General features: G+C 60.9%; 7 protein-coding genes and 1 pseudogene. 2 read left to right on the top strand and 6 right to left on the bottom strand.

Annotated elements, in window-relative coordinates; all coding sequences use genetic code 11:
• The 4 genes from LCF60_RS22695 to LCF60_RS22680 all read right to left on the bottom strand — a co-directional run.
• Nucleotides 1-1184: aconitase X catalytic domain-containing protein (locus LCF60_RS22695; RefSeq protein ID WP_292294814.1), on the bottom strand; the 1184-nt coding region annotated here is incomplete at its 3' end.
• Between the two features lie 104 nt (nt 1185-1288).
• Nucleotides 1289-2251 (bottom strand): tripartite tricarboxylate transporter substrate binding protein, encoded by a 963-nt coding sequence (locus LCF60_RS22690; RefSeq protein ID WP_292294813.1) that lies wholly within the window; start codon nt 2249-2251, stop codon nt 1289-1291.
• 22 nt (nt 2252-2273) lie between these two features.
• Nucleotides 2274-3794: a tripartite tricarboxylate transporter permease gene (locus LCF60_RS22685; RefSeq protein ID WP_292294812.1), complete on the bottom strand. Its 1521-nt coding sequence runs from the start codon at nt 3792-3794 to the stop codon at nt 2274-2276.
• A 9-nt stretch (nt 3795-3803) separates the two neighbouring features.
• Nucleotides 3804-4289, bottom strand: coding sequence for a tripartite tricarboxylate transporter TctB family protein (locus tag LCF60_RS22680; RefSeq protein ID WP_292294811.1), 486 nt, complete (start codon nt 4287-4289; stop codon nt 3804-3806).
• A 123-nt stretch (nt 4290-4412) separates the two neighbouring features.
• Here LCF60_RS22680 and LCF60_RS22675 point away from each other — a divergent pair, with 123 nt between their 5' ends.
• Complete coding sequence (locus LCF60_RS22675) at nt 4413-5210, top strand: GntR family transcriptional regulator (RefSeq protein WP_292294810.1); 798 nt, start codon at nt 4413-4415, stop codon at nt 5208-5210.
• 264 nt (nt 5211-5474) lie between these two features.
• On the opposite strand, the pseudogene LCF60_RS22670 reads toward LCF60_RS22675, so the two are convergent.
• Nucleotides 5475-5726 (bottom strand): annotated as a pseudogene (locus tag LCF60_RS22670) (transposase); the annotation flags it as partial.
• Nucleotides 5727-5992: 266 nt separating this feature from the next.
• The gene (locus LCF60_RS22665) at nt 5993-7027 is read right to left on the bottom strand and encodes a LacI family DNA-binding transcriptional regulator (protein ID WP_292294809.1); all 1035 of its coding nucleotides are present in this window, start codon (nt 7025-7027) and stop codon (nt 5993-5995) included.
• Nucleotides 7028-7190: 163 nt separating this feature from the next.
• Between LCF60_RS22665 and LCF60_RS22660 the strand changes: the two genes are divergently transcribed.
• Nucleotides 7191-7751, top strand: a 561-nt coding sequence (locus LCF60_RS22660) for an aldehyde dehydrogenase family protein (RefSeq protein WP_292294808.1), incomplete at its 3' end; no start/stop codon positions are given.

Here is a 7751-nt window from a genome sequence, read left to right as displayed (position 1 = left end):
GCCAGAGCCGGTTGATAACCATATCCGCCAAGGATGTTCACGATCTTTGTCGAATTGCTCAAAAGCCGTTTCCAGCCATTGGCCTCACCGATCTCGCGGGCGTATTGCTGGTAAAAGCATGTGCCGGTCAGAACCTTGCCGCCAAAGCTTTCGATCGCCTCGATATATCCCATGCGAGCCGCGTCACCGTACACTTGGACCGGCGTGCAGACCATCATGTCAGTATGCTTTGAAATTTTCCGCCCGCGGCAGAGACTGGCGACCTGCTGCATCTCGACCAAACTGAGTTGCGGAGCGGCAAACACGACGACATCGACTTTTTCGCCCTGCGCGCCGAAAGGCTTCGCCAAGGCCGTAGTATCCGCGGCCGAGACCGTTTCGACGGCAAGCGCGTCGCCCCCCACATCCTCGATCCGAGGGCATTCCGGCGTGATGCCGACGATGTGAAACAGCGGCGTAGAGCCATAGGAGGCCATCGCCGCGCCCATGTGTTTGACCTCGTCCGACGTCGGCACCCGGTCGATGCCTTCGATCACCGGGACCTCCCAATAGCTGCCGGCCATCCGGCCGATCGTGGCGCCGAGCACGCCCCACTCCATCAAGTCTCGGGGTTGTTCCTGGACCACGAACCGCCGGGTCGCGCGCCGATTCCGGTCGAGGTGCAGCCCGTAGCGCGGCGTACGCCCGGTAAGACCCGCGGCCAGTGCCGACGGGCCGCCCTCGAAATTCGAGCGCGCGCCACAGACCGAATTCGAATAGATCACCACGCCGGTGTCGCCATAGGCGACGTGATCGCCGCGCACGGGCGGCATGATGGTCTGATAGTTGATGCAGGTGTCGGTCATCATGATGCCCATCTGCGTGCATGCTGCGACAAACCTGCGCTCGAGATTGGCCATGTCTTCGGTCTGGCCCAGCGGCTCGTAATAGCTCAGGTCGACGCCGCGCGGGTCGGTGATCATCGGGATCGCGACCTTTGCGCCGCCCCTGGCCAATCCGTCGACGAAGGCCACGCCTGCCTCGCCCAGGCTTTCCGGATCGGCCATCATGTGGGATTGGCTCACCTCGACCATGTCTTCCGCGTCGAACATTCGCCCGATCTGCAACTGATGGTCGATCGCCCATTGGCAGGCAGGCCCGAATTCGCCGGCCTGCATGGCCTGTTCCTTGTCGGTCAATTTCATGGTGTCTTTCCTGGGCGCTTCTGTCCTCACCGCAAGACCCGGTCCGGTCCTGTGGAAAAGACATTTCGATCGGCTCGGGGGAGCGCCCCCCGAGCCGGGTTAGCTCAATTGTCGATGTAATTGGCCTTGATCTTGCGGAACGCTTCGAGCTCGCCCATGACCTGGGTCTTGAACGCATCAGCGGGAACCCACGTCGGAGCAAAGCCGAACTTTTGACCGAATTCGGAGAAATGTTCGCTCTTTGCGGCTTCTTCCAGTATGGCTTCCAACTTGCCGACAACTTCGTCCGGGGTGTCTTGCGGCACGAAGACCCCGCGCGTCACACCGACCTCGACGTCGATTCCGACATCCTTGAGCGTCGGCTTGTCTTGCGCAGGCTCCCAGGTCAGCGACGAAAGCGGCCCACCTGCCCCGAGGACGTCGATGATCCCGCCCTTGGCATCCCCCAAAAGGACTGGCGCATGGATGACACCCGCGTCCACCTGGTTACCCAGAACGGCCTTTTTCAGATCGGCGCCACCCGAGTACGGAACGAGCGTGACATTGCCGTCCGTGTTTGCCTTGATGGAAGCGGCCATGACCATCTGGGCACCCGCCGATCCGGCAACGCCGATGGTGATGGCGTCCTCGCCTGCCTTCGCCAGTAGGTCGTTGAGATCGGTGTAGCCACGATCGGAATGGCTGATAACCCACGTGGGCGAGTAAAAGAAGCCGCCGACGAACTTCATGTTCTCGAGGCCGTAGGGCAGATCCGACTTGAACGTCAGCGGGGCCACGACATCGGTCGAGCCGTTCATCAGCACGGTATAGCCGTCCGGTTTCGACTCGAGCATCTGGATCGTGCCGGCCACCGTGCCCGCCCCCGAGATGTTGTCGATGATCAGGCTCTGGCCCGATGCGGCTTCCCACGCGGGCTGAAGGCCGCGCGCGATGCTGTCCGTGCCGCCACCGGCCTTCCAGGGAACGATCATCCGGATCGTCGTCTCCGGAAATTCGGCCAGCGCAGGCGCAGCCATGCCGACCACAGCAACCGCTGCGACGAGTGTGCCCTTGAAGTAGTTTCTCATTGGTATTCCTCCCAGATTGATATCAGTCGCCGATTGTTGTGTTGTCGCTCGCGGGTGGCTCGGCTTGCGCGGCCCGCGTTAGTTGCTTGTATGCCTCCCATGCCAGCAGAAGGACGATTACCGAGACCAGCCCGAGTCGTGGCCAGGTCGCGACGAAGGTGCTCCACTGATCGCCGGACAGGATCAGGCCCAGCCTGATGTTTTCTTCGATGATCGGTCCCAGGATGATGCCCAGGACAATCGTCACGACGGGAAATCCCGCCTTTTCCAACAGGAACCCGACGACCCCTAGTATGATCGCGACATAGATCGGGAACACCGATCCCATGGTCGCAAAGGCGCCCAGACAGGCCAGAACCAGCACCATCGGGAAAAGCCAAGAGCGATCCTGTTGCAGCATGTAGATGAATATCCAGATCGCTTTCCACGCGATCAGGAACATCAGGATCGTCGCGATCAGCAGGCCCGCCAGGATGCCAAAGACGAGATCCTCCGATGTGCGCATGAGCATCACGCCGGGTTCGATCCCGTGCAGGACAAAGGCACCCAGGATCACCGCGGTAGACCCGTCGCCCGGAATGCCCAAGGTCAGCATCGGCACCATCGTGCCGCCCGTCGTCGCGTTGTTCGTCGCCTCGGGCGCGACGATGCCGTCGGGTTCGCCCTTGCCGAAGTTTTCGGGATTTTTCGATTGGCCCCGCATGGAGGCATAGGCCACCCAGGTTGCTCCTTCGGCCCCGACGCCTGGAATGGCGCCAATCCCGGTGCCGAAAAACGACCCCGTCAGAATCGCCCGCCACCTTGCGGTGCATTCCCTGAAGCTTGGAAGCGCGAGGTTCACGTTGTCAGTGACGAGCACTTCTTTTCGCCCGACAAGTTTCACGTCGCTCAGAACAACTGCTATCCCGAAAAAGCCGGTCAGCGCGGCGGCGAACGGAACGCCGGACATTAGGTCGATGACCCCGAAGGTCAGCCGTTCGCTCCCGTCGATCTTGTCCAGGCCCACGGTCGATATCAGAAGTCCGAGAAACACGCCCATCAACCCGCGCATCATCGAGCCGCGCACAAAGGCGGACACCATGAAAAGGCCCATGATGCCGACCAGCGCGATATCCGCCGGTCCGGATTTCACGGCGACGGTGGAAAGCAACGGAATGAAGATGATGGCGAGGATCCAGCCAAAGATGCCGCCCGTCGTCGATCCCAATGTTGCATAGCCGAGCGCGTGCCCGGCCTTGCCTTCCTGCGCCATTGGAAAGCCGTCCAACGCGGTACACGCGGAACCGGGCGTTCCCGGCGTCCGCAGCAGGATCGCCGAGAACGACCCCCCCAGTTTCGTTCCGACATACACCCCGATCAGGACCAGCAGCGCGGGCAGCGGTGCCATCGGAAACGTAAGCGGCAGCAACACCACGATGGCCATCGGCGACGACAGCCCCGGCAAGGCGCCGGCAAAAAGGCCGACAAACGTGCCCACGAAAATCATCGCGAAGTTCCAGGGCTCGAAAGCTGTCAGGAACCCGTTGAAGAGCGCGTCAAGCATCACATGGCCTCATGGATTCAACGGCAGTTGCAAAACATAGACGAACAGCCCGTAGAAACATGCGGCGCCGATCGCCGCGACGAGGCAGATCTGGAGCGGCTTGCGCTCCCCGAACAAAACGAAACCGATGGCCAGAAACCCGAAGGTCAGCACGCCGAAGTTGACCTCCCGGATAAGGTTCGCGTACGCTAGCAAAAGCACGACAAGGGCGACGGTGATGGCGGCTTGCCGGGACCACAGGTTGCCGATCAGCTTTGCAAAGGACGCGCCGACCCGCCCCTCGGCATACAGTCTGCGAATGGTTCCCAGAAGATAGACAGCGCCCATCAGGCCAAGCCCGATCGCCAGGAAGTTCGGGAATGTCGTCGAGGTCATGCTCGACTCTTCGTTGAAGCTGAAAGACGTACCGGTTGTGGTGTTGATGCTTATGTAAGCGGCGATCGAAATCGCGACGAATGCGCACCCCACAAGCACTTCGTAAGCGTACTTGCTCAAGATTTCCTCCCATCAAGGTGGCGCTTTCCACGCCGAGTGCAGCTTAAGCCGCATCGAATTCTCTTGAATCGAGAGTACACATAAAGTCATATAGAGGTCTATAGGTATTTTTCAGGTGGCGTTATGCAGTCCTCCGACCCGGCTACCCTCCGACCCAATCAGGACAATGCCGCTGCTGCGATCAATCGTGCGCTTGAAGCGGCTCAGAGATCGCGCGGCCCTAAATACCTCTTGTTGAGCGGTGCCATTTTCGGCCTAGTGACTTCGGGCTATCTCGTTGCGGGACAGAAGTTGCCATCGGACGAACAGCTCGTTCGCGCGACCGGTTTCAGCCTGGGGACCGTGCACGCAGCGATGAAGGCTCTGGTGCAGGATCAGGTCGTCGAGCGGCGCCATGGATCAGGGACCTTTATACGCGATCCGTCGATCGACATGACCGATGTATGGCACTTCAGGTTTCGTGACGGTGTGGCTGGGTTGCTTCCGGTAAAGGCCCGCGCCTTGTCCTGCACGGTCGAGACCTGCTCGGACTCATGGACGCACAACTTCCCGAACGCGTCCAACTACATCCATGTTCTCAGAGATATCCAGGTAAACGATGAATTCAGCCTGGCGAGCGAGTTCTACTTCGACGAAAATCGCTTTGGCGACATGATCGGAGAACCTCTCGCGAGCTTTTCAAGAGTGGTACTGCGCAACTATATATTTGACAGATACGGCATCCGCGCACGACTGCGGAAACAGCTACTGGATCTTGCCCGGGTCGAGCCGCAGCATGCGGTAACGATAGGGGTAAATCCCGGTGATACGGCGATGCGCCTAGAAATACTCGGCGAGGATGCATCCGGCGAAACGATATACTTTCACCGCGTCATGATCCCGCAAAACCCTTACAAACTCGTCTTGTCCGAAGGCGGATGAATACCGCTCCCACTGTTTTCCGATCGCGCCGACTGATCCGCGAAAGGTTCTCATTCGCTTCTCGCCGATGCGCGGCTGAAGGCGCTCCGATGGGGAACCGGCCGGCGGCCGATACGCAGAGTTCCTAACACTCCTCGACTACATGATCGATCCCAACAGACTGCTGAAGAAGTCGGACTCGAAGGACGCTGTTCCTGCCGCCATGATTTGAAGGAGTGCTCCACGGCATCGGCGGCGGATGCCAAGTCTGGGTTGCCAAGTTTGTCACGTGGCCAAGAGCTTCGGGAGCCTTGCCAGATTGCACGCCGCCATGGTCATCGTGAATTGGGCGCGGACCCTGTCGAGGCCGCGGTGGACGGTCTGGGCCATGCCGCCCACCGTCTTGGCCCAGCCGAAGGGTGCCTCGATCTTCTTGCGGTGCCGCTGGGACATGGCATAGCCGGAATGCGTGGTCCGCCCGTCGATGCCAGAATGCCGGACCTTCTGGGCGACATGCGGCGTCACGACCATCCGCCTGGGAGCTGTCAGACAGATTTGAACAGTTCTCAGCAAGGACAGTTCGACTGCGCCTTATGCCGTACAGAGACCGCCCCACTCGACGAGTGCGGCGGCGCGGTTGACCTTGAAGAGGGATCTTGCTGGAGAGACGTAAGCGCCCAGTTTTTACCGCAGCGGCTGGTCCTTGACTCGGGCGATGATGTCGGGTTCGGCGACGAAGTCTTCGAGGAAGTCTGCGGCACGAACCTGTCAGGTGTGGCGAATTTCGGGTCGCTCTACTCTACTCAGGTGTGACGCTCTCTGTGGGGCCGCGCTGTGGTGTCGCGTGCCACGACTTCGGGCAGGAACTCGCGTCCCGGTGCGGTCTGTCCGTCAGATGCGATCATTCCGACCAGTTGGCGGGCTGCCTCGGAGCCGATTTCCGCAGCAGGGATGCGCACTGTGGAAAGCGCCGGCACCATGTCGGCTGATCCATGGAAATCGCCGACGCCCATCACCGACAGGTCTTCGGGCACCCGCATACCCCTAGCCAGGGCTGCGTAGAGCGCCCCACGCACAATTACATCGTTTCCGCAGAAGATCGCTGTCGGTCGCCGCGGCGTGTCGAACAATCGCTCGGCCGCAAGTCTGGCGCGCCCGATATCGTACTCCGACACGGCCCGGCGCTCCTGCGGGATGTCGATCCCTGCGGCGGCGAAAACAGACAAGGCCGCCGACTGTCGGGAGCGGGAACGGTCGTTGTCCGACGACGGCGGAAACAGCAGCGCGATGTCCCGGTGCCCAAGGTCGACCAGGTGCCGCGCCGCCAGCGCACCCGCGAGATCGTTCCGCGCTCCGACCGTGGGTAGTGGCCCTGACGTGCCGTAATTCCAGACCTCGATCGCAGGCGTGTCCTGTGAGGCCAGCAGCCCGAAACTGTCTTCCGTGTGATCGAGGCCGATCAGCGCCACTCCATCGACCCGATGTTCGAGAAACTTGCGAAGGATGGCGTACTCCTGCTCCAGGTCGTAGCCATGCGCGGCCAGCAGAAGCGTGAAGCCAAGCTCGCTTGCAGTCTCTCCGAAGGATTGAACGAGCGAGGCGAAAATCGAGTAATCCACCGTGGGAACGATCAGGCCCAGCGTCGCGCTACGCCTTCCACGCATCGCCTGCGCGGCGCGATTGCGGATATAGCCCGTGTCGCGGATCGCCTCTTCTACACGCCTGCGCGTGCTGGCTTCCACCACCCCGGGATGATTCATCACTCGCGAAACGGTCGACGGCGAGACCCCCGCTGCTCGCGCCACGATAAAGATGTTGATCCGCTTTTGCTCGCCCATCGGGTCCTCAACAAAAAATTTCTATGAAAATGTTTGCACTGCTAATTTCATTAGCTAACGTCTTACAAATGACGCGGCAACTGAGTGTGCCGAAGAACAAAGAATGTCGCAAAAGCGGTTCGCGCGATGGACGGCCCTGCAGGTTTCGTGAGGCCGAACGAAGATGGTTTGCCGCCCGCGATCTGGTGAAAAGGGGGGATCAGGTATGAACATCTCAAGCGAGATCAACGCCGTCGATTCCGTTGTCGCGGCAGCTCGTGCGGCGCAGCTTCGGTTCGAAGCCGAGGGCAGCCAAAAGCGTTACGATCGGGCCGCGCTCGCTGCCGGCTGGGCGATCATGAAGCCCGCGCGCAACCGGGAGTTGGCGGAACTCGCGGTTCAGGCCACTGGCCTGGGCAACGTGGCCGACAAGGTAACCAAGAACCATCGCAAGACGCTGGGCTTGCTGCGCGATATTGCGGATGCGCAGACCTTCGGTATCCTGAGCGACGACCCGGCAAGGGGGGTGGTCGAGATCGCGCGCCCGCTCGGGCTTGTTGCGGCAGTCACGCCCTCGACCAACCCCGTCGCCACGCCCGCGAACAACATCATTAACGCGCTTAAATGCGGGAACGCCATCGTTTTGTCGCCATCGCCGAAGGGGGAGGCATGCTGCGCCGCGCTGATCGGCTACATCCATGCCGAGTTCGCGAAGTTCGGCGAAGACCCCGATCTCGTGCAGATG

Origin of the sequence: Marivita sp. (assembly GCF_020055635.1) — a bacterium.
Classification (GTDB): domain Bacteria; phylum Pseudomonadota; class Alphaproteobacteria; order Rhodobacterales; family Rhodobacteraceae; genus Marivita.
This window is presented reverse-complemented; position numbering and strand designations above follow the sequence as displayed.